The organism is Dyadobacter ginsengisoli DSM 21015 (assembly GCF_059568735.1).
The window spans coordinates 415,043-437,040 of sequence record NZ_JCANTY010000007.1 but is presented as its reverse complement, the minus strand read 5'-3'; the positions used below and the strand labels follow the sequence as shown (position 1 = coordinate 437,040).

The window sequence follows — 21,998 nt, the reverse complement described above, 5'->3', positions numbered from 1 at the left end:
GAGACAAAAAAGTCATTATTTATTTCAAAGCGCAAAGATAGGGAAGTTTGGAATAACCATTTTGTGAACAGAGTATGGTACAGCAGGTTGATAAAGTCGTAGTAGATACGTTGAAAGAAAGGCTCAAAGAAATATTTGGATATAGTCAGTTCCGGGGTGATCAGGAAATTATCATACAAAACATCCTTTTAGGTAAAAATACATTTGTGATCATGCCCACGGGCGCAGGTAAGTCACTCTGCTACCAGCTTCCTGCCCTCGTCAGCGACGGACTGACGATCGTTATTTCTCCGCTGATCGCTCTGATGAAGAACCAGGTTGACCAGCTGACTGCGTTTGGAATCAACGCACAGTTTCTCAATTCTACGCTTACCAAGGCTGAAATGACGCGTGTGAAGAGCGACGCGCTCGATGGCAGCCTTAAACTGCTTTATATCGCGCCCGAATCGCTCACTAAGGAAGATAACCTGGATTTTCTGAAAAAGGTAAAAATCTCCTTTGTCGCGATCGACGAAGCGCACTGTATTTCCGAATGGGGCCATGATTTCAGGCCGGAGTACCGAAGGATTTATGGAATCATAGAAAATATCGGCAGGCTTCCCATTATCGCGCTCACTGCCACAGCTACGCCGAAAGTCCAGCAGGATATCCGCAAAAACCTGCAAATGGAGGAGGCTGAAACTTTTAAATCGTCCTTCAACAGAAAGAACCTTTACTACGAAATCCGGCCGAAAAAGGATGTTAAAAAGCAATTGATCCGGTACATCCGTAATAATAAAGGCAAATCGGGGATCGTGTACTGCCTCAGCAGAAAGACGGTCGAAGAGGTTGCCGAGCTTTTAAATGTCAACGACGTACGTGCATTACCGTACCACGCGGGACTGGACGCAAACACGCGCATGGCCAATCAGGACGCGTTCCTGAATGAAGAGTGCGATGTGATTGTGGCTACGATTGCATTTGGAATGGGTATCGACAAGCCGGACGTACGTTTTGTGATCCACTATGATGTGCCGAAATCACTGGAAGGGTATTATCAGGAAACCGGACGTGCCGGCCGCGATGGTTTGGAAGGCAACTGTCTGATGTTTTACAGCTACGACGATATTCAGAAGCTTGAAAAATTCAACAAAGACAAAACCGTAACCGAACGCGATAATGCACGCCATTTGCTGAACGAAATGGTGGCTTATTCGACATTGGGCGTTTGCCGTCGGCGGCAGCTGCTAAGCTATTTCGGAGAATACCTGGAAAAAGACTGCGGTTTCTGCGACAACTGTAATAAGCCAACGGAGAAGATCAAGGTGCAGGATGATGTTATGCTGATCCTGAAATCGGTCATGCTTACGGAGCAGCGCTTCGACGCGGAACATATTGCTGATTTACTTACCGGAACTGATAATCAGTATGTTAAAAGCTATGAGCATGATCAGTTGGACGTGTCCGGCAAAGGTCTCGAATTGAACGAGTCGCGGGACTACTGGGTCTCGGCGATCCGTCAGCTGGTAATACTCAATTATCTCGAAAAGGACGTCGAAAACTACGGAGTGGTGAGGTTGAGCGAGAAAGGGGCCAACTATCTGAACGATCCTTACCCCGTAACCCTTCAGAAGGACCATAATTTTGATGAGGAAGAAGTAAAAACGGAAGATGAGGATAAGGAGGCCGTGAACGGCAGCGGAGGGGCGCACGCCTATGACGAAGCCCTGCTCGGGATGCTCAAGGCGTTACGCAAGAAGGTAGCGAAAGAGAAGAATCTGCCGCCCTATGTAATTTTCCAGGATCCTTCTCTGGAGGAAATGGCGACTACCTACCCGACAACGCAGCAGGAAATGGCCCAGATCAATGGGGTGGGTATGGGTAAGGTGCAAAAGTTCGGGCGGCAGTTTATCGAGCTTATTTCCCGCTACGTGGAAGAGAACGAGATCGAAACTGCCAAAGACGTCGTCATCAAATCCACGGTCAACAAATCGAAGATCAAGATCTTCATTATCCAGCAGGTCGATCGGAAGGTGAGCCTCGATGAGATCGCCGAAGTAAAAGACCTGCCACTTGCGGATGTGATCGAGGAGGTGGAGCATATCTGTTATTCCGGTACGAAGCTGAATCTGGATTATTACATCAATCAGGTGATCGACCGGGAAAGACAGCAAGATATTTATGATTATTTTATGACATCCGAAACGGACAACATTGCTGCGGCATTGCATGAGTTTGCCGGCGAAGAAGTCAGTGAGGAAGAATTGCGGCTGATGCGTATCAAATTCCTGTCGGAATTGGCCAACTAGGATTTTGCATCGCTTGTCAATGAGTATTTTTTGAATTTTTAAAACCTGTTATGAACATACTTATATTGGGATCGGGCGGAAGAGAACACGCTTTCGCCTGGAAAATAGCCCAAAGCCCTCTTTGCGATACCTTGTTTGTAGCCCCGGGAAATGCGGGAACTGCGGGAGTAGCAACGAACCTATCTATTTCTTACAACGATTTTGACGCCATTGCCAACGCGGTAATCGAAAATAATATCGAACTCGTGATCGTAGGGCCCGAGGAGCCATTGGTGAATGGTGTTGTTGATTATTTCAATGGCCGGGAAGACCTGGCGAAAGTGCGGATCATCGGGCCTGACAAAGCAGGCGCCCAGCTGGAAGGCAGCAAGGATTTCTCGAAGCAATTCATGCAAAAATATGGTATTCCAACCGCCGCTTCGAAGACCTTTACCGCCGATGACCTTGAAATTGGATTGGAATATCTCGAAAACCATTCACTCCCGATTGTCCTTAAAGCTGACGGTCTCGCAGCTGGAAAAGGGGTGATTATCGCGGAGAAGCATGCCGATGCCGAACAGGCGTTCAAGGAAATGCTCCTGGATGGCAAGTTTGGAAAAGCAGGTAACAAAGTCGTGATAGAGCAATTCCTGAAAGGGATAGAATTATCGGTTTTCGTACTTACTGATGGAGAGCACTACAAAATTTTGCCGGAAGCCAAGGACTATAAGCGTATCGGCGAAAATGATACGGGTCTCAATACAGGCGGAATGGGTGCGGTGTCGCCTGTAGTGTTCGCAGATGCCAATTTTATCCGAAAGGTTGAAGAGAAGGTTGTTAAACCGACATTGCATGGCCTTCAGAGCGAAGGCATCAAATATGTGGGCTTTATATTCATCGGCCTGATGAACATCAAAGGAGAGCCTTATGTAATCGAATACAATGTCCGGATGGGCGATCCTGAAACAGAAGTTGTAGTTCCGAGGATTCAGTCCGACTTTGCGATGCTGATGGCAGCAACCGCAAAGGGTACCCTGCAGGACTTTGATCTGCAGATCTCTCCGCAAGTAGCGGTAACGACGGTGGTCGTGTCGGGGGGATACCCGGAGGACTTTGAAAAGGGAAAAGTGATTTCGGGAAGTGAAAAGGTGGAAGACGTGCATGTGTACCATGCCGGCACTACTTTTAATGGAAACGCCGAAGTCGTGACGAACGGAGGTCGGGTGATGGCTTTGACCGGCCTGGCCAACTCTCTCGAAAACGCTGTACATAAATCACAGCGGGCTGCGCAGGTAGTGCAGTATGAAGGGAAATATTTTCGGCACGATATTGGTGTGGATTTGATTCGTTATAACGATTGATGAAGGGGGAGTAACTATGGGATGTGGATCATGTTCATCCGGCGGTTGCGGTACTAATGGTACTGCCGTAGCAGGATGTGGAAGTAAAGGAAACTGCGCGACAGGCGGATGCAATAAAATGAATGTCTTCGATTGGCTGAGTCACATGGACGTGCCGACTGGGCAGCGTTTTGATGTGGTGGAAGTCAAGTTCAAAGGAGGCAGAAAGGAATATTTCCGGAATATCAATCAGCTGGAATTCGTCACCGGCGATTATGTCGTTTGTGAAATGGCTTCCGGCCAGCATATTGGTACTGTATCGTTGCAAGGAGAACTGGTCCGGCTTCAGATGAAGCGGAAGAATGTCCTGATAAACGACGATCTGCACGTGATCTACCGGATTGCCTCAGAAAAGGATCTGGACAAGTTTACCCAGGCAATGGCCCGCGAGATGCCTACGCTTTATCGAACGCGTGAGATTATCCGGGAAATGAAGCTTAACATGAAGCTCTCGGATGTGGAATATCAGTCGGACAATACCAAAACGACATTCTACTATTCATCCGAAGAACGGGTCGATTTCCGGGAGCTGATTAAAATGCTGGCGTCGGAATTCAAGGTCAGGATCGAAATGCGCCAGATCAGCCTGCGTCAGGAGGCGAGCCGTCTCGGCGGATTAGGTTCCTGCGGCCGTGAGCTCTGCTGTTCTACCTGGCTGACCGATTTTAAGAACATTTCGACAGCCGCAGCGCGTTACCAGAACCTCTCATTGAACCCGGCCAAACTTTCGGGGCAATGCGGGCGATTGAAATGCTGCCTGAACTACGAGCTCGAAACATATATCGACGCATTGCGGGATATACCGACGGTAGATGCACCCCTGAAAACCAAGAAAGGGATCGCGACGCTGCAGAAGACGGACATCTTCAAGAAAATCATGTGGTTCGGGTTTGACAAGGACACAAACTGGTATCCTGTGGCTATTGATAAGGTGTTGGAGATCATTGAGTTGAACAAGAAGGATATTATCCCCGAGTCGCTTGAAATCCTGACTCCTGAACCCGAGAAAGGTCTGGATAAGGTGCCCGGCAAGCTTAACAGCGATCTGGAAAACCTGGATAAGAAGTACAGCGACGAACAGAAGAAAAAGAAAAAGAAGAAGAGCCGTTCGGGTAAAAACCGGGGGAATGGTGGCGGAGCTGAAAATAGCAATGCTGAAAACCAGGGTAATAGTAATCCTGGCAGTAATGTCAACGAAGAGCCTAAGAATAAAGGCAACAATTCCAACGAGGGCCCCAGGAACAAGGGAAACAACAGTAACAACGAAGGAAACAGGAATAAGAACAATAATGGCAACAGACGGCCCCAGAAGCCTCCTGGCGGGCCAAAGCCGGAACAGAACAAAGGGTAATATTACTTTCATTGAATACATTCTGGCCAGCTCATCCAAAGGCTGGCCTTTTTTTTAGCAATACGACTTGTGAAAGAACATGTTGAAAAGCTTTACACGCTAAGCCGGAAGCCGTCGCGCAGGATTATCGGTCTTATGTCGGGGACTTCACTCGACGGGCTGGATGTGGCGCTTTGCAATGCAGCAGGCAGCGGACCGGAGACGGTATTGCAAGTAGAACATTTCAAAACTGTTCCTTATCCGGATGGTTTCAGGAATGCGGTGCGCGAGATTTTCGCGAAGAGGCAGATCGATTTTCAACAGCTTTGTTTGCTCAATCCGTTTATTGGGCTCCAGCACGGGCAAATGATTCTCGATTGCCTTACAGTATGGGGTGTTAGCGCGAACGAAATAGACCTGATCGCGAGCCATGGTCAAACCGTTTTTCACGCACCGCAAAAACAGCATGGGCTCCCTGGTTTCCCGAATGCGACCTTACAAATAGGCGACGGAGATCATATTGCGGTGAAAACCGGCATTATTACCCTCAGTGATTTCAGGCAAAAACATATTGCAGCCGGTGGCGAAGGTGCTCCGCTGGCAGTTTACGGCGATTATTTTCTTTTCTCTCAAAAAGGCGAAAACAGGATCTTGCTGAACATGGGCGGCATCGCCAATTTTACATTTTTACCAGGTAACCTGGATGCTGCCGCGGTTTTTACCACAGATACCGGCCCCGGTAACACATTGATCGACGCATTTACACGTCAGTTATTCGAAAAGCCCTTTGATGAAAACGGTGGCTTTGCCGCAAGCGGTGCGGTTGATAGAATGTTACTGAGCGCGTTGAAAGACGCTCCGTTTTTTGCACAATCCTTTCCAAAAACCACCGGCCCTGAGGTATTCAGCGTCGCCTATGTGGAGAATGCGAAGCAAATTGCGGACCGGAATGTAATCGCCCCGGCAGACCTGATCGCCACATTGACGCAGTTCAGTGCGGAAACAATTTCGGAAGCCATCCGCAACGCGATGTCGACCGAAGATTTGTTTGAGGTTTACGCAAGCGGGGGTGGGGCACATAATCCCGTGCTGATGAATGCGATCCGACAACAACTGGGGAGAAATATCCGGGTGATCGATGAGCTGGGCGTGTCGGGCGATGCGAAGGAAGCCGTGTTGTTCGCGGTTTTGGCCAATGAGGCGGTGGCCGGGGAAGGGATATATTTTGGGGAAAAGAAAGGTGTACCCGGTGTATCGATGGGGAAAGTTTCGTTCCCGGGTTAAGTAAAAAGTATTCGATATATGTACGACATTACCATCATAGGCGGCGGCATTGTAGGCCTCGCGACAGCTCTGCGTATCAAGGAGCAAAAGCCTTCGTTAAAAGTTCTTTTGCTTGAAAAAGAGAATGAAGTGGCCAAACACCAGACCGGCCATAACAGCGGCGTGATCCATTCGGGGCTATACTACAAACCGGGCAGCCTGAAAGCGACTAATTGTATCCGTGGCTATCAGATGCTCATCGATTTCTGTGAGAAGGAAGGTGTGGCTTATGATCTGTGCGGAAAAATAGTGGTAGCGACCACCGAAGAGCAGCGTCCCCTGCTGCGTAATCTGTTCGAGCGGGGTAATCAGAATGGTCTGATAAAGAACCGTATGATCACCGAAGGGGAAATCAGGGAGATCGAGCCGCATGTAAAAGGGCTTGAAGGTATCTGGGTCCCTTATACCGGCATTATCGACTACAAAACAGTTTGTGAGAAATATGCGGAATGTCTCCGGAAGCTCGATGGTGAAATCCGTTTTGGCGAAAAGGTAACCGATGTCAGGAACCGCAATACGCATTCGGAAGTGATAATTGCAACCGGAAAGGTATTGGAAACCAGGCTGGTCGTAAACTGTGCCGGCCTATATTCCGACAAGGTTGCGCAACTCACCCAGCCTGAAAACATCAATGTACGCATTATCCCTTTCCGTGGCGAGTACTACAAGATTCGGCCGGAAAAGCATTACCTCGTAAAAAACCTCATTTACCCTGTTCCCGATCCTAATTTCCCTTTCCTGGGCGTGCATTTCACGCGTATGATCGAAGGCGGCATCGAAGCGGGACCCAATGCGGTTTTTGCATTCAAACGGGAAGGTTACAACAAACTGGATATCAATGTGCCGGAATTAATGGAATCGCTGGCCTGGCCTGGCTTCCGTAAAGTGGCTATGAAATACTGGCGTACCGGTATGGGCGAATACTACCGTTCATTCTCCAAGACCGCATTCACCAAAGCATTACAGGGGCTTATTCCGGAAATACAGAGCGACGACCTGATCCCGGGTGGCTCGGGAGTACGCGCGCAGGCGTGTGACCATGACGGAGGGTTGCTCGACGATTTCTCGATCATTGAAAACAATGCGGCAATCAATGTGTGCAATGCACCGTCTCCCGCGGCGACATCGTCGTTATCTATCGGGCAGACCGTTTCGGAGAAAGTGCTTGCCCGGTTTTAACACTGCCTGTCTTTACTGAACGCGTCTTACGAACCGGCCTGTCAAATCCTATATCTTGCAGGAGTCATTATCGCGTTTTTCTGGCTTTCGGAAACTTTGAGAATACGCCACTGAAAATGACACCTGACACCAGCGAAATATCCGGACTTGATACCAATGAAAAAAGCCGCCTCACATGGTATGAGACGGCCTTTTCGTATTTATGATTCCGGTTAGGCCTTTTTGGTCTGTGCCACACCGAAGGTAATCAGGTGGATCGCCGCGAAAATCAGCGAGAAATAATAGATGCCTGTATCCGCTCCGTCGGTTTGCAGATGGTGGAAATAAGCGATAACAGCCAGTAACACAGCCAGAACGAGGCCCACGAGCGCTACCGTTTTGCTGCCCTTGGCAATCGCAGCCGGCAATTTGTTCGAGAGGAAGCTGTTTTTAATTCCATAGAACAAATACACGTCAAATCCGATAATCATCCATACAAATAGACGGATCCAGGTATCCAATGGCAGAAATGCCATCATAAAGAAGCATGTAAAGACCCCGAGGATCGGTACCAGCGGAACCAATGGTGTTTTGAATGCGCGTGGCGCATCCGGCATTTGCTTACGCATAACGATGATGCCAATGCAAACGAGGATAAACGCAAACAGGGTACCGATACTGGTCATTTCACCCACAACACGTGCAGGTACAAACGCAGCAAAAAGACTTACGAAAACCAGGAACATGGTATTGTTTTTAACGGGCGTCTGGAATTTCGGGTGTACTGCCGAGAAAACGCGTGGCAACAATCCGTCCTTGCTCATACTGAAAAACACCCTGCTTTGCCCCAAAAGCATTACCAGGATTACCGAAGCGTAGCCTGCGAGGATCGCTACAATAATTGCACGGTTCAGCCACGGATAGTCGGGGTGAATGGCGCCGCTGGCGTCAGTTGTTCCCATGGATTCTATCGCTACCGCAACCGGCGCGATACCGTCCTGGCCTTTGAAAGCGGAGTAATTCGTAACACCCGTCATTACGTGTGCAAAAAGGATATAAAGGACCGTACAGATCACCAGTGAACCGAGGATCCCGATAGGCATGTCTTTCTTGGGATTTTTGGCTTCCTGTGCAGCAGTACTCACGGCATCAAAACCAATATAGGCAAAGAACACGATCGCGGCGGCACGTATGATCCCGCTGAAACCGTACTCACCGAATTTACCGGTATTTTCGGGGATATAAGGAACGTAGTTGGACTCGTTGATGTACTTCCAGCCCAAAGTAATGAAGATTAATACCACTGCGACTTTCAATCCGACGATCACACCATTCACTGTTGCGCTTTCCTCGGTCCCCTTCATCAATAGCAAGCTCATCAGGACAACGATGAAAATGGCAGGCAGGTTAATAATTCCGCCGTCCCACGGACCGACAGTCAGGGCCGTGGGTAAGTGCACGTCGAAACCCTCGCAAAACTTGACCAGATAGCGACTCCAGCTGATACTTACAGTTGCCGCACCTACTGCATATTCCAATACAAGGTCCCAGCCGATGATCCAGGCGATAAACTCGCCCATAGTGGCATAGGAGTAGGTATAGGCACTACCCGCAACGGGAATCATGGATGCAAATTCAGCATAGCAAAGACCGGCGAATGCACAGCCCAGTGCTGCTACGATAAAGGAGATGGTAATTGCGGGGCCTGCCTGATTGGCGGCGGCTCCCCCTGTAATGGAAAAAAGGCCCGCGCCGATAATGGCACCAATACCCAGCGCCACCAGGCTTCCCGGCCCAAGTGTTCGTTTGAGCTGGTTCCCCTCACCGGTGGATTCCTGCATTAGTTTATCAAGTGGTTTCTTAATCCAGAGTTGACTTGCCATATATTAGGTTCGTTGTTGTAGAATGATGGTCTGATAAAGCTAAAAGAAAATTTGTTAATTATGTATCGATACAAAACAAAAAGAGGGTAAGTGCAAAACTTACCCTCTTTTATTCTTTTATGTTAAGCCTTAACTTTCTTGGTTGCCACCGGTGCTGCAGCATCCGCTACCGCTGGCGTGGGGTCATTCTTCTTTTGACGCTGCAGTAAGTCAACCACGATCGGGGCTGCCACAAACAGAGATGAATAAGTACCGACGATTACACCAAGTAACATACAGAATGTAAATCCGCGGATCACAGCACCGCCAAAGATCATCAGAACGATCAACACGAGAATTACCGAGATACCTGTTACCGCGGTGCGGCTCAATGTACTGTTCAATGCATTGTTGATAACAGTCGAAAGACTTTGGCCACGCGCTTTGTCGTCTGCCAGGTAGTCACGGATACGGTCATAGATTACGACGGTATCGTTCATGGAATAACCGATCATGGTCAGGATCGCACCGATGAACGCCTGGTCGATGTCCAGTGACCAAGGCAACCAGCCATTGAACAGCGAGAAAATCGCCAGGATGATCACCACGTCGTGCGCAAGCGACATGACCGCGCCGTAGGAGAATGCTACCCGTTTGAAACGGATCAGGATATACACGAAGTTGGCAGCCAATGCAAGCAATACCGCGTAAACAGCCGACCACAATGTGTCTTTTGCCATCGTTGGTCCTACCTTGTTGGAACTCACGATTTTACCGGGATTACCACTGATCTTCTTGATACCCTCCATTACTTTTGCTTCCGCACGTTGATCCGCATCAGGAGTCGTTTCTTCGATCAGGTAAGGAGTTGTGATTTTCACCTGATCCTGGCCACCGAAAGTTTTCACTTCCGTGGTAGAGCCGAGTACTTCGTCCATTTTGCCACGGAGATCGTCTGCATCTACATTGTTTTCAAAACGTACTACATAAGAGCGGCCTCCTTTGAAGTCGATACCCAGACCAAACCCTTTGAAGATGAATGAGCCAACCCCGATAGCGATGATGATCGAGGAAATGATGTAGAAACGACGGCGTTGTGACACAAAATCGAAATGGTTGTCCTGGAACCAGTTTTTGGTCAGGGTAGTCGAGAATGCGAATGTCTTACCGTTTTTGATCTTGTTTTCCAGCAAAAGCCTGGTGATGAAAATCGCGCTGAAAAGGGAAGTCAAAAGACCCAATACCAGGGTTGTTGCAAAACCAAGTACCAGACCTGTACCGAATGTATACAGAATAATACCAGTCAGCAGGGTGGTCACGTTGGAGTCGATGATCGCCGTAAGGGAATGCTTGAAACCATCACGGATGGATTGCCCGAACGCTTTACCTGTGGCGAGTTCGGTTTTAATACCCTCGTAGATCAGTACGTTTGCATCCACCGCCATACCAATGGACAGAACGATACCCGCGATACCTGAAAGCGTAAGAACCGCGCCGAGTGACGCCATCACACCGAGCAGGAAGAACAGGTTAATCAATAATGCAATGTCTGCAATCCATCCGGCCTGGTTGTAATAGGCAATCATAAATACCAAGACGATAAGCAGACCTACTGCAGATGACAACAAACCATCCTGAATAGCCTCTGCACCCAGTGAAGAACCCACAACAGCTTCTTCCACGATGTGTGTCGGAGCTGGCAGTTTACCGGCTTTCAATACGTTGGACATATCTTTGGTTTCTTCCACTGTGAAGCTACCGGTGATGCTTGAGTTACCGTTAGGAATTTCCCCCTGTACGGTTGGAGCGGTGTAAACGAGGTTGTCGATGATGATCGCAACCGGGCGGCCCACACTGCGGGCAGTGAGTGAACGCCATTTGCGGGCTCCTTCACCATTCATGCGCATTGTTACTTCAGGGCGTCCACGCTCGTCGTAATCGTGTGTTGCATCCACGATCACATCACCTTCCATTGCAGCTTCACCATTGCTTTTCTTGATGAAGTATAAAGGAAGTATCAATTGGTTGCCACCAGCTTCGGTACCTTTACGGTCCCACATGAAAACGAGGTCAGCCGGGAACAGGGAGCGTACTTCGGGACGGCGCAGGATTTCGCTCGCACGTGCAGTGTCTTTCAGATACACGCCCAGGCCTTGCGGCATTGGAACAAAAAGGCTGGTTAATGCAGCGCTTTGTGCAGCCAAGGCAGCGGAGTCAGATTTCGTAGAGTCAGATTTTTGTTCAAGCTGTGCAGCCAGTCCGCCATCGGTTTTCTTGGTGGTATCCGCAGGAGCTGCAGTCGCATTGGCAGGTTTAGCAGCCGATTTTTCGATTTCAGCCTGTTTGGTCAGATATTTGCCCAGGCCGTCCAATCCGGCAGCCAGTTCGTTGGTCAGGTATACTTCCGCGAATTCGAGTTTTGCAGCTCCGGAAAGCAGACGACGCACACGCTCCGGGTTATCCACACCGGGAAGTTCCACCAAAACGCGGTTCTGGCCTGGAAGACGCTGAATGTTCGGGTTGGTCACGCCGAATTTATCGATACGGGCCTGCGTGATCTGGAAAGCGCGGTCGATAGAGCCGTCGATCTCCGTGTTCAGCATTTTGATTACTTCGGCATCCGAAGAATTGCTGTTGATCTTACCACGGTTTGCGCTGGTAGCGAACACCGAAGCTAGGCTGGTGTTGGGAGCCGCTTCCTTGTACGCCTTCACAAAGCGGTTGATAAAGGAGCTGTTGCTGGCTGACTTATCTTCGCCTGCTTTTTTCAACGCATTCTGGAATGAAGCACTGCGCGCATTGCCACCTGCCATTCCTTTCAGGATGTCGGCAGGAGCTACTTCGAGTACGACGTGCATACCACCCTGAAGGTCAAGACCGAGATTCAGCTCGCGTTCCATTACTTCCTGCAAAGTATGTCCCAGGTATACATCTTCACGCCACAGTGAATCGATGTAATGTTGTTTTTTGGTCATATCCACCTCTCCCTTCGCATCGGTCGCATAGGCCACAGCCTTGCTCTTGATGTTTCTCGACACGAAAGTGAATGAGAGATAGTAGACGCTAATAAGGGCAATCACGATGGTTAACCCTATTATTCCATTCTTATTGCTCATTTTCTTTGAATAAAAAATAATTGAAATTCTTGACTCAGAATAATTAAATACCTGTGAATCAGGTAACAGATGTTGCTTGGCTTTCAGTAAGCTTACTTATGAAATTGCCAGGAGAAGGACACGCTGCGCCCTTCCGGCGCGTACTAAGGAGCGTTGGTGACTATAAACCTGCCAAAAATCCGGTGGAAATAGGAGAACAGGAAAAAGGATTCCCTGAATGCCGTACGCACAACCAGTTCATCGGCGATAAATTGCCAGGTGGGTTGTGGTAAAAAGTAGAAGTAATGGGAGAAATCGAATGAAATCGCGGGTGTAATCACTGCATCCAGTGATAGTGCAGCTACTTTGGGCTGTTGTGCGTCGTCAGACTGGGCCGAACCCTTGGAAAGTTCGTTGCTAACCGCCTTGCCGGTGAATGAACTGTCCGTATTCTTGTGATCAGACCACGACCTGGCCCCTGCTACCATCAATAGCATGACGGCTAGCATTAAGCTGATGGCCTGGTTAATCACTCGTACAGTCTTCACTATCAGATTCGGGATTTCAATTAAACCGCAAATTTTGTTTTAAAAAATTACAAACGCAAACTATTTTCTTGCGGGGTTTCATCATTATTTTGATAATGAATTGTATTTCGTGGTTTTTTCTCTGTAAATCACGTTTTTGCCTGCGACATGTAAGAGAATGATAATCAATAAAACTAAACGGCAACAGCCGTCTGAGGTGACTAAGCTGTCTGGAGCGTGGCATAACCCAGCCTGGCATGAATAGCGTCATCCGCAGCCAGCCAGAGCCCGGAAGAGCCTTGTGGAAGGGTCAGGCATATGTTGAAATCGTATTCCACAGGTAAAAACCAGCCGAGTAGCCAGTTTACCAGAATATCGAAGTCGGTATTGTTGATAAACATATCGAGGGATGCGGGGTCCGGAACCTCTATCTCGATCCGGATATCCGGTAAATAGCTGTCCAGCAACCCGCCCAGTAAAGTGCCTGAGCCAAGCAGTGAGTCTCCGGGCGTCACCATCGAGTCCAGCCGATGTTTAGGCCCGGAGGCAGTATGGATAACGACTGGCAGCCGCAATGCCGCAGAAATGACCTCCGCCGCTGCACTGAGGTCGCCGCGGTGTTCAGAAACCCGCGGCAGGATTGGGAGGAGCTGTACGAATGTGTCGGCATCCATTGTATCGGGTGCCTGCCAGAATTCCCGTAATTCCTGTAGTAGTCCCGAATCCTGGGCGAGTTCCCATGCATTATGTTCCAGCCGGGTCAGCGCGATGAGATTGAAAAAGAATTCCTGTTCCAATGGGAGGAAAAACAGCCTTGATCGTTGTTCTTTTTCCCGTTGGAGGCGGATCTCCTCTATTCTTTTTTTGGTCGTGTTGATATTGTTCGATGAAGGAAGATGGAAAAGTTGCTCCGGCAAATGGTCGTAGATGCCGCTCCGGTTCGATTCTATTACACGTCCGTTGAAATTCCCGATTTCAAGATCATGGGTTCCTGCTATGTCCTGATGGCTGCGACGCTTGAAATCGCCGAGCGGGCGCAGCAGGATTCTGTCGGCAGACAAACCGCTGTCAAGCCAGGAATTGGCGATGAATTCTGCCCTGAGATCGGCTTTTGGTTCCATCTTTTTGATTTTCAGTTCAATGTGACGACTTGTACCGGATACATGCCGGTGGATAGCTTGCTGATTTTCAATTGTAATATTTCGCATTCGCGCGTCCAGTCGGCATTCCTGGCAATTGCACCGGCGGGTGTAAGTCCGATCTGAATGCAACGGACAAATCCCTGTCCGGCCGCTTTGCCGGGCATGAAATGTGGTTTCACCTGGATTTTGCGCAGGCGGTCGCCGAGTTCGGCGCTGCAAAAGGCCCGGATGTCTTCCAGGGTGACAAGCCGGTTTCGCGTAACGACGTTTTTCCTAAGCTCGCGGACATATTCCATTTCGTCGGGTTTTGCTTTTCCGCCGGTGGAGCGCGTGAGTGTCGTGATGTCGGAACCGCTGATGCCCGAGGCCGAGTAGGACTGGAGCTTCGACCCGGCGGGAAGCCCGTTGGCCTGTTCGGCCAGCGTGCTCCAATAGGAAATAAACAGTATATCGGGATTTTTGTCGGCCCTGATGACAAGAAAAGGCTGAGCCGTGGTTTCACCTGCTTTTTTGACACCGAGTTTTTGCTCCACCCGGGCCATGTTCTGGGCAATTTCACGTAGGATGGATGCCAGGAAGTCCTCGCCGATGGCGGTGAAAGCGGTTACTTCATCCCGAAGCAATTCCATGAGCTGGTAGAGGATGGCGCGGGCATCCCGTTTATCAAACCGGCCAATGCCCTGCTGACGGAGCGTGTAAATACGCGGCGTTTCATCGTCTTCCGTATAAAGATTCTTTTCGGACGCGGTGTAAGCCTGATTTTTCTGGTTTACGACCGTATGAACGCCCATGAATGCATCCGCAGTGGGTAACGCAATGCCGTTGAGGCCTGGTTGCAGGCGGTAGGTAATTTTGTTAAGCTGTTTATTTTGAACCGGAAATGCATTCAGTGTCACATGCATCTGCTCAAAGCCTGCCTGAGGGTATGTTGCGGGCCATGTGACCTTTATCCAGACCAGCGGCTTTTTAAGCATTTGCAACGTGCGTGTGTCGAACAAGCCTTCAAATTCGGAAGGATAGGCTTGCATGTTGAGAGTACCTTTATCCCACGGATCGTCACTGGTGATCCTGATGAAGCTGCTATCATATGGCAGTTCCGCGTCGTCGGTTTTTTCGTTTCCCAGGCCAGCTTGCGACGGGATGACGTCGTCGTTTCGGTACCACGAAGTTGCTGGCAGGAATTCCCTGTATTGATATTCCATCGGATCGGCCATCCAGTCGAAATAGAAGCGGAAGCCATTCCAGGATGTAATGCCGGGGTCGGTTTCCAGTCCGATCCACAGGCATTGGTCGGCCCCGGGAACCGGGTTAGCTTTGGCAGTAAATGTCCTTGCGCCTTTTTCAATGGTGTACAGTCCGGAGGGCGACGCATAGTGCACAATGGCCGCGTTGACCAGCGGATAGCGTGCGATGGCAGAAAAATAAACCTCGCTTGTCTCGCCCTTTCGAGGATTCAGGCGCTTGCCTACCAGTTGGTTCTCCGGGTCGATCCATCCGATGGGCTCAACAGGGCGTGCCTGGACGATTGCTGTTGCCGGCTGCGGGCTGTTGTGGCTTTCCGGGGAAAGGATTCCGGCGAGACGTGTCATGAGCCGGAGTTCCGTCTGCTGGATCTCCTGACCTACCTTTTCAAATTCTACCGAACAGGCCTCTGCAAGCAACTTCACCAATGGGTCGAAATGGTCGGTTTGTGATTCATCGATACCCCAGAGTTCGGCGCAGCGCTTGATCAGTCTGCGCGAGATATTTTCTTTGGTATAATTCAATGTTTCCGGCATGTCATTCTATGGATAGCGGTGATATGAAAATGCGTTCAAAAAAGAGGAAAGGTTCATTGGTACGTTTGATGATAGCCTTGATCTCGATGCCCACGCGCTTGCGTACATAGTTGTTGGTTTTGGTTAAAACCTCGAATTCTTCCATTTCGACCCGGATTTTAGGATTGGATAACCTTCGCTCATACAAGCTGACAGCCTCTTCCAGCGATTCCCGGATCAGGTCTTTCCATTTGATCTGGGATAAAACCGCAAAATCATGATCCCACAGCGCACAGCCGTAGCGGTTATCAAAACGGTTCTCGTCGAAATGGGTGACCATCAGGAGATATAAATGCTGATGTATAGCCTCCCTGTCGGCGCATTTGGGATGCATTTGCCCGGCTACGATCCGGTCCAGGGACAGGGGCAGAGAATAGTTTTGATCTTCCATCCGGCGTTTAATAAATTGTGGTTGTATTAATGAAAGTCTGGCTTATTTTTGTCTGATCACCAACTTCCAAGCGTTCCGATGAAGCTTCCTCTTTTTAAAACTGTCACGCAGCGGCTTCAGTTATTATATGCAGTGGTCCTGATCGCCTTGTTGACTTTGGTAGGAAGCCTGGCATTCTGGATTGTCGATTACCGCGACGCTTACCCGATGGCAATGGCCTGTTTCCTGGTGTTGGGGATTCTTCACGTTTACCTGCTTTCCCAGTGGTTTGATTCGCTTTTCGACAACCGGTCGGCCAGGGCGATCGGTTTTACCCTGCTGATTACTTTGGGATCGGCCCTGATTGTTATCTTTCTCTATCATAAGTTATCTCAGGAGCTGACCAAAGGGTTGGGGATGGCTACGGCGCTGGTAGGATTTCTGTTCCCGGTTTTTGTGGCCAGGGTTTACCAGAATTACCTCGAGATCCCGCTGAAAGAATATAAAAAATGGTATTATCCCGTGGGTCAGCCACTGCCTGATATGGACCTGCTCGATCTTTCAAGAGTGCTTGTCATTCAATTTGAGTTTACCAAAACGGCCAGCGAGCCGGCTTTTACTAATTTCAGGGCCAAGGCACCCCATGCAATGCTATTTGGTGAGCTATTCTTTATTTTTCTGAATGACTACAACGACCGTAATCCGGGAAGCCCTGTTGAATACCTAGCGCCCGACGGCACACCTTATGGATGGCTTTTCTATAAAAAACTGCCGTGGTACAGACGTCGCGTTTATATGGACCCGGATCTGACATTTCAAGCTAATCACGTTGTTGATAACGAAACGATTGTAGCCGTCAGGGCTTAGCTTGTTGCTTTTGGCAGTAAAAGGGCGGGGCTTATCCCGCCCTTTTTTACATTACCACCGGTTGGCGTGCGGGGTGCCAAACAGCTTGATTTCCCTGGCCGACAACGTCAGGCCGGTGGTCATTGGCATAGACCCTGTCTCGATGAAGCTCTCCGTGTATTGTACACAGTACACGTCCGTGAGTTCGAGCTCCTTCTGCGTTTGCTCTTCATCTACATTTTTGAAGGTGATCTTGGCTGATGATTTCTTGCCATCCGGATCTACCATCCACTCCCAAAGCCCCTGGCTGTCGCTGGCACTTGAGGAATCGACCTGGATATATACGGTGCCTCCATACACTTTGGAAGAAACACGGCCCTTATCGTCTATAGATTGTGACAAAGCGTAGCTGCACGAGATAACGGCGATTCCGTCGCCCGAAGGGCCGCCGTCCCAGGTAAAGTAAGCGTCAAAACTTGAAGCTGGCATAGTTGTAAGTGTTTAAAAGTGAGATAATTGATTATGGATACATTTAGTTAAGCATAATAGGGGTGCCCTTGATGATCGTGCTGCCGCTGCTTCTGAGTTCGGCGACGCCATCGCCTTCCAGAGTAAGTTGAGCACCTTTGATATTTGCGCTGGCCGTACCTTCTGCCTCCAGTTCGGCTCCGGCTTTGATTTTAGTGTTGACACCGCTTTCAACTTCGATGTTCTGGTCGGCTTTAATCTTGATTTCACTGGCATGCAGGTCAAATTTCCCGCCTGTGCTCACTGTAATGTCCTGGCTGGCTTCAATGGTTAGTTCTTTGGATTTGACTTCGATCAGCCCGTTTTCGACGTGCAGCCTGATCTGACCATCATCTTTGAACGAAAATTCCATGAAAGTGTCCGTCTTGTTCCGATTGCTGATCTGGATTTTGGCATCACCGTCTTTGTCAATGAAGATGAGCATGTTGCCCGACCGGGTGGCTATTACTTTGATATCGTTGTTTTCGGATGTGTACCGGATATCCTCTTCAGGTTTGGGATAAAGGCTGGTCATGACAAAAGGGTTTTCTGCCAGGTTACCCTCATAGCCAATCATCACCATGGCACCTACCTCCGGTACGAAATTGACGCCCCGCCCGGTGGAATTGTGAAGCGTACCCACGCGCATCCATATCGATTCCTGATCCTGCTGCCGGGCCTGACCCCAGAGAAATTTGACCCGCACCCGCCCCAGTTCTTCTTCGTCGTCATTGGCAATAACCTCGGCCTGTTCCGTTTCGCCCAGCGGATTCCGGACGTTGGGGTTATTGGGTGGATGCTGGGCCGATTCCGGCACCGCATTGAAAGAGTTCTGATAACTTCCGGCGGTATTGATTTCATGCCGGATGTGTACGACCCGATACTTACCGAAATTCTCCTCATAAGCCTCTCCACGGTCATTAAGCCTTTGCCCCTTGACGGACAGGACTGTTCCCACGCTGATCGTCGGGGTTTCGCCGGCACCTTTGAAATCGACCATGGAAGTTACCCTGGCTGAGCGCTCCATTTTTGTCAGTTCATCCATTTCGCTCTGCCCGCCCACGATTTCCGGCGCGGGTAGCAAAGAGGTTTGGGCGAACAGCGAGTCCGATTGTTGCAACGTGAATTCGCTGAGAGAGGTCAGGCCATCCACATTCTGTTGGCCAGATTGCCCGGTGAATGCTTCCGGGAGGGTGTAGTTATATCCTTCAAAGCTGAATGCAGCAGGTTGCAGCTTCAGTGCTACATCGAAGTTTTGTAGTCCGTCGACCAGGAAATCTACTTCCTGCGTGTTGCCGCCATTGCCGAGCACGAGTTCGCGTCCGTTGTAGTAAAACCATTCGCAGCAGCGGTCGGCTACCCGGCAAAGAAATTTATAATTACTCTCATTATACTGGGTGAAGGGAACTTGCCTGCCGCCGTTTTCAGGGTTCAGTTGTTTGCGGAGCAGGTTTTGAGGATAAGGCTGCAGAACTGTATTGAAAATGTCCTGTAGGGTCCCGCGCAGGAAGGATCGCCGCTGGACAGAATCTTCGAGCACGAGGGTAGGGCTATATCCTTTTAGTGCAAAGGCACTGCTCATATCACTCAGGCTACGGAGGCGAATTTCGGTCACAATCCCCTGAAAAACGAAGTCGAACGAATCGTCTCCCAAACGGGGGCTGAAAGAAAAGGTGATTTTTTTACCCATTACGGCGCGGTGCGACCGGTTGAAGAAGTGTTCGCCCCGATCTTCCAGTTGATCGAACGGCACCAGCAGTTCGAACCAGTGATGGTTAAAAAGGTCCTGCTCGATCACCAGACCGAGATGCCGGGTGATCTGAGTGCCACCTTCGATTTCAATAGTAGTATTAACCTGCCGTGCCATTCAACTGTTGATTTCAACCTGACCGATCTTGACTTTTTTGGGCAAAAGCACTAATTCATACACCAATGCGAGACTGCTGTCACGCAGGAAATAATCCTTTCCCCGGTGTTGTGGCAAATAACCTTTGGTATCCGGCACATGTGCCAGCCGGTTTCCCCGGATTGTCGATTGCCTGGCCCTGAACGATTCCCGGAACCCAACGCAATACGCATCTTCAAACTCCATTTTGCGCAGCAGCTGCGAGTCGTCGTCGTACTTGAATTCCACTTGTCCGCTGAGCTGCCGGTCATTTTTAAAAGCCCAGTCATACAGTAATGCGAAATCATCGTTCTGTGTGGGACTGACCGTCAGGCGGATGAGCCGTGCTTTGGGGGAGTCCGTAGGGCTCCCGCGTTCGTCCGCGTTGCGGTTGCATCCATATGTCATTTTTTTGACGATGAATTCTTTTCCATCGATCGTCAGATGAGCCTCAACCCCGATCGTCGCGTCCTGGTCTGCCATGTCCTAAAAGTTTTCCAGTTTAGCTTCGTTGATTTCCACGCTGGCGGCCGTTACCGTAATGCAGGTGATAAAGTTCTGAAGGCGGTTCGTGAGCGCCTTGTCCAGATCGTCGGTACCGTCGTCGAACATTTCCACGAACTCGATACACACGGCATCCTTGAAACTCAATGTTTTGAAAGAGCCGTTTTCTCCAAACTGTTCCGCCGTCAGGTCATATTTCTGCGAAGGCTTGTTTGCCCATTCGATCAGAAAGTCATCGAGCACCATTTCCAGCTCCAGGTACAAGTGAGCCCATTGGATCGGGGACGTGATAGACATCGCATCGTCCACCGTCTGATGCAGCTCAAACTGCATGAACAAGACGTTGTATTCATGTTCCCCGTCGATTTTTAGCGTGGTGCTGAATGGCATCTGTTTAATGGCTGAATGATTGAATGACCGATGATTGAATAGCTATTTGATTACGAGTAAGAAATAAGTGGCGTGTCGTTGCATCCCGCTTAATCAATCATGCAGTCATCCAACATTAATTTACTGTTGTGCATACTCCGCGGCCCAGGCGGCAGCGTCGAGGTCGTCGCCTTTCTGGCCGGTGAGGGCGATCATGAAGTTTTTGGCAGGAAAATAAGGCACCATGTGGATATCGAGGTAAACCTTATCCTTCTGGTTTTTGTCCTGTTCAAAACGCATGACGCTGAACTTCTCGATGAGTTTTCCCGGGCCGGTTACGCTGTCCAGGAACTTAATGATCTGTTTTTTCAGATCATTTTTGGTATTATAATCGAAGTTTTCGAATGCCCGCCGGTTGAGGAAATCAATCAGTACTTTCGTGATGTAGTCGAAAACCCGGACAACCGAATAGGTCTGCAAACCCACATTATCGCCATTGAACAGCGTTTTAGCGGAGAATGCCATTACTTTGCTGTATTCATTGACCATCGGGATCAGCCCCATTTTTTCCAGGTCAGCGATTTCCGACTTTTTCAACGGAAAACGCACTCCGTCTACCTCGCTGAGTGTTCCGTGTTTTTTACCAGCGGCTACCTGTGACATCAAAGTTTTATAGACATTACCAGCCAATGCGGTCGATGGCGGAATGTAGAGGTCTTCTTCTTCACCGAGGTCGTCATGTCTGGCCCTGCCTACCAGCCAGTTGCAGGTCATCATCACATTGGATAAATGTGCCGCGCCTCCCGTGAGATTAGCGGATTCGAAAAGCTCCATTACATCCTCAGGAGCGTCGAGGTGCATGAAGTCAGTAACGAGCATTACCTTGTTTTTGTACGCCATCTTTGCCCATTTGTCGACGACCTTGCCGGAGCCGAGGTAACCTGGCACATTGAGAATGGAGTAGTTTTCCCGAAGGTCAAGACGGTCGTATTTGGCGGCCAGCTCTTCTCCTACGGCGTCGATGAAGGTAGTTACGTCCAGGTCCTGCAACTGGTCGGGCGCTGCATTCAGGAAGGAGACGTTCTTGACCTTGTCCTGCTCCGTGTTTTTGAAGAACATCGCTACCGACCGGTAGGATTGTTCCAAAGGCCTGATCTGTTCGACCGCCTTGCCCAGGTTTTCTTTCAGCAGCGCAAATGCGGAATCGGCTTGCTTTTGCCCCATTTCGATCATGTCCGGTACAGTTTCAGCGCTGCCAAGCAGTTCCGACCATAGTTCCAGCCTTTTTTTGAGTTGCTGGCGTTCCTTCTTTTTATCAGCCTCGGTCAGGAATATCTTTTTCCTTGCCTTTTTTTCCGGGTTAATGTTCGCAGCTCCTTCGATGATGGTTTCCACCAGATCGTAACTGCCGTATTTGGCGAGAAGCGGAAGACCGGTTTCGAGTGGTACCGCGACGCGTTCTTTCAGTGCTTCCCGGGCCGGGGTGGCTTCTTCGGTTGTTTTTGTATCGTTAGCCATGATGCAATTTTGAATGATTGAATAAGTGAATGAATAAGTGGCCGAATAGGTGTTCGTTTTTTTGAATGACCTGCCACA

17 protein-coding genes are annotated in these 21,998 nt (G+C 49.5%); 6 read left to right on the top strand and 11 right to left on the bottom strand.

Translation table 11 applies throughout. The features are described 5' to 3' along the window. Window positions 1-74 precede the first annotated feature (74 nt). The 5 genes from recQ (at window position 75) to lhgO (ending at window position 7,499) form a co-directional block, all read left to right on the top strand. On the top strand, window positions 75-2,288 hold the full coding sequence (gene recQ, locus BP71_RS26655) for a DNA helicase RecQ (protein ID WP_496384616.1): 2,214 nt from the start codon (window positions 75-77) through the stop codon (window positions 2,286-2,288). Between the two features lie 50 nt (window positions 2,289-2,338). Next, the gene (gene purD, locus BP71_RS26650; protein ID WP_496384615.1) at window positions 2,339-3,628 is read left to right on the top strand and encodes a phosphoribosylamine--glycine ligase; all 1,290 of its coding nucleotides are present in this window, start codon (window positions 2,339-2,341) and stop codon (window positions 3,626-3,628) included. A gap of 118 nt (window positions 3,629-3,746) precedes the next feature. Then, window positions 3,747-5,018, top strand: a complete 1,272-nt coding sequence (locus BP71_RS26645; RefSeq protein ID WP_496384614.1) for a PSP1 domain-containing protein — start codon at window positions 3,747-3,749, stop codon at window positions 5,016-5,018. Window positions 5,019-5,087: 69 nt separating this feature from the next. Beyond that, window positions 5,088-6,281, top strand: a complete 1,194-nt coding sequence (locus BP71_RS26640) for an anhydro-N-acetylmuramic acid kinase (protein WP_496384613.1) — start codon at window positions 5,088-5,090, stop codon at window positions 6,279-6,281. An 18-nt stretch (window positions 6,282-6,299) separates the two neighbouring features. Next, window positions 6,300-7,499, top strand: a complete 1,200-nt coding sequence (gene lhgO / locus BP71_RS26635) for an L-2-hydroxyglutarate oxidase (protein WP_496384612.1) — start codon at window positions 6,300-6,302, stop codon at window positions 7,497-7,499. A gap of 212 nt (window positions 7,500-7,711) precedes the next feature. On the opposite strand, the gene BP71_RS26630 is transcribed toward lhgO, so the two are convergent. From BP71_RS26630 to BP71_RS26605, 6 genes are all read right to left on the bottom strand, one after another. After that, the gene (locus BP71_RS26630) at window positions 7,712-9,361 is read right to left on the bottom strand and encodes an amino acid permease (protein ID WP_496384611.1); all 1,650 of its coding nucleotides are present in this window, start codon (window positions 9,359-9,361) and stop codon (window positions 7,712-7,714) included. Window positions 9,362-9,483: 122 nt separating this feature from the next. After that, window positions 9,484-12,456 carry a protein translocase subunit SecDF gene (gene secDF, locus BP71_RS26625; protein ID WP_496384610.1) on the bottom strand — a complete coding sequence of 991 codons (2,973 nt, stop codon included), beginning with the start codon at window positions 12,454-12,456 and terminating at the stop codon, window positions 9,484-9,486. 143 nt (window positions 12,457-12,599) lie between these two features. Beyond that, window positions 12,600-12,983, bottom strand: coding sequence for a hypothetical protein (locus BP71_RS26620; protein WP_496384609.1), 384 nt, complete (start codon window positions 12,981-12,983; stop codon window positions 12,600-12,602). Window positions 12,984-13,183: 200 nt separating this feature from the next. Continuing rightward, window positions 13,184-14,083, bottom strand: a complete 900-nt coding sequence (locus tag BP71_RS26615) for a hypothetical protein (RefSeq protein ID WP_496384608.1) — start codon at window positions 14,081-14,083, stop codon at window positions 13,184-13,186. Window positions 14,084-14,094: 11 nt separating this feature from the next. Continuing rightward, window positions 14,095-15,882, bottom strand: a complete 1,788-nt coding sequence (locus BP71_RS26610; protein WP_496384607.1) for a type VI secretion system baseplate subunit TssF — start codon at window positions 15,880-15,882, stop codon at window positions 14,095-14,097. Between the two features lies 1 nt (window position 15,883). After that, window positions 15,884-16,312, bottom strand: a complete 429-nt coding sequence (locus BP71_RS26605) for a GPW/gp25 family protein (RefSeq protein WP_496384606.1) — start codon at window positions 16,310-16,312, stop codon at window positions 15,884-15,886. 78 nt (window positions 16,313-16,390) lie between these two features. Between BP71_RS26605 and BP71_RS26600 the strand changes: the two genes are divergently transcribed. Next, window positions 16,391-17,158: a TssN family type VI secretion system protein gene (locus tag BP71_RS26600; RefSeq protein ID WP_496384605.1), complete on the top strand. Its 768-nt coding sequence runs from the start codon at window positions 16,391-16,393 to the stop codon at window positions 17,156-17,158. Window positions 17,159-17,209: 51 nt separating this feature from the next. Here BP71_RS26600 and tssD (BP71_RS26595) read toward each other — a convergent pair whose 3' ends face one another. The 5 genes from tssD (BP71_RS26595) to BP71_RS26575 form a co-directional block, all read right to left on the bottom strand. Further along, the gene (gene tssD, locus BP71_RS26595; RefSeq protein WP_295925604.1) at window positions 17,210-17,626 is read right to left on the bottom strand and encodes a type VI secretion system tube protein TssD; all 417 of its coding nucleotides are present in this window, start codon (window positions 17,624-17,626) and stop codon (window positions 17,210-17,212) included. A gap of 43 nt (window positions 17,627-17,669) precedes the next feature. Beyond that, window positions 17,670-19,511 carry a type VI secretion system Vgr family protein gene (locus tag BP71_RS26590; RefSeq protein ID WP_496384604.1) on the bottom strand — a complete coding sequence of 614 codons (1,842 nt, stop codon included), beginning with the start codon at window positions 19,509-19,511 and terminating at the stop codon, window positions 17,670-17,672. Continuing rightward, the gene (tssD, locus tag BP71_RS26585) at window positions 19,512-20,012 is read right to left on the bottom strand and encodes a type VI secretion system tube protein TssD (protein ID WP_496384603.1); all 501 of its coding nucleotides are present in this window, start codon (window positions 20,010-20,012) and stop codon (window positions 19,512-19,514) included. A gap of 3 nt (window positions 20,013-20,015) precedes the next feature. Further along, window positions 20,016-20,423, bottom strand: coding sequence for a type VI secretion system tube protein TssD (gene tssD / locus BP71_RS26580; protein ID WP_496384602.1), 408 nt, complete (start codon window positions 20,421-20,423; stop codon window positions 20,016-20,018). A gap of 120 nt (window positions 20,424-20,543) precedes the next feature. Beyond that, on the bottom strand, window positions 20,544-21,920 hold the full coding sequence (locus BP71_RS26575; RefSeq protein ID WP_496384601.1) for a DUF5458 family protein: 1,377 nt from the start codon (window positions 21,918-21,920) through the stop codon (window positions 20,544-20,546). Between the last annotated feature and the right edge of the window lie 78 nt (window positions 21,921-21,998).